Here is a 608-nt window from a genome sequence, read left to right as displayed (position 1 = left end):
CATTGGCGGCGCGCCTCGGCTTCGTTGTCCTGGGCAAACACCGTGCGCAGCAAGGCGGCCACCATGGTGCGCTGGCCCTTGCCGACATGGGCGAGGGCGTTGCGCATGAAGTGCACCCGACAGCGCTGCCAGGTCGCCTTCAGCACCTTGGCCACAGCGGCCTTGAGGCCCTCATGGGCATCGGAGATCACCAGCTTCACTCCGCGCAAGCCACGGCGCATCAGACTACGCAGGAAGTCCGTCCAGAACGGCTCGGCTTCCGAGGGGCCGACGCGCATGCCGAGGACTTCGCGCACACCATCGGTATTCACCGCCACGGCGATTATCACCGCGACCGAGACGATCCGCCCGGCCTCCCGTACCTTGACGTAAGTGGCATCGATCCACAGGTAGGGCCAGTCGCCCTCGATGGGCCGGTCGAGGAAGGCATGCACGCGCTCATCGATCTCGCCGGCCAGGCGTGATACCTGGCTCTTGGAAATGCCGCTCATGCCCATGGCCTGCACCAGCTCATCCACTGAGCGGGTCGAGACGCCTTGCACGTAGGCTTCCTGGATCACCGCTGCGAGCGCCTTCTCGGCGGTGCGACGCGGCTCCAGGAAGGGTGG

1 protein-coding gene is annotated in these 608 nt (G+C 66.3%); it reads right to left on the bottom strand.

The genetic code is table 11. The features are described 5' to 3' along the window. A partial coding sequence (locus tag ACFPU0_RS14645) for an IS256 family transposase (protein ID WP_377693821.1) occupies positions 1 to 608 on the bottom strand: 608 nt, incomplete at both ends.

The sequence above is a fragment of the Pseudomonas sp. GCM10022186 genome (assembly GCF_042656385.1).
Taxonomy (GTDB): Bacteria; Pseudomonadota; Gammaproteobacteria; order Pseudomonadales; family Pseudomonadaceae; genus Metapseudomonas.
This window is presented reverse-complemented; position numbering and strand designations above follow the sequence as displayed.